Origin of the sequence: Falsihalocynthiibacter sp. S25ZX9, from assembly GCF_041205405.1 — a bacterium.
Taxonomy (GTDB): domain Bacteria; phylum Pseudomonadota; class Alphaproteobacteria; order Rhodobacterales; family Rhodobacteraceae; genus Falsihalocynthiibacter; species Falsihalocynthiibacter arcticus.
In genome coordinates this window covers 1-287 of the sequence record NZ_JBGFCD010000303.1, presented here as the reverse complement: position 1 = coordinate 287, position 287 = coordinate 1, and the positions used below count along the sequence as shown (strand labels likewise).

The window sequence follows — 287 nt, the reverse complement described above, 5'->3', positions numbered from 1 at the left end:
GACGATGCGTTTCTTAGTCCACACGGCCTCAACTGCGGGGGTCAAGCCCGCTTCGAGAACTTTGCGAACCCAGCTTCTACCGTGCCAAAGATAAACATTTTTCACCACTTGTTGTGAAATCGTCGACGCGCCCCGCGTGCTGCCTGAATCTAGTGCCGCGCGGATGGCTGTCATATCAAAACCCAAGTGGTTACAGAAGTTTGCGTCTTCGGCCGCGACGACACTGCGCGCCATATGCGGGGAGACATTTTCGATAGCAATCAATGCCCGATCAATGCCACCAAGCC

At 54.7% G+C, this 287-nt stretch carries 1 protein-coding gene; it reads right to left on the bottom strand.

The window, feature by feature from the left end; genetic code table 11:
- Window positions 1-287 (bottom strand): transglycosylase domain-containing protein (locus AB9F29_RS22345; RefSeq protein ID WP_369757307.1); only part of this gene is annotated, 287 nt, incomplete at both ends.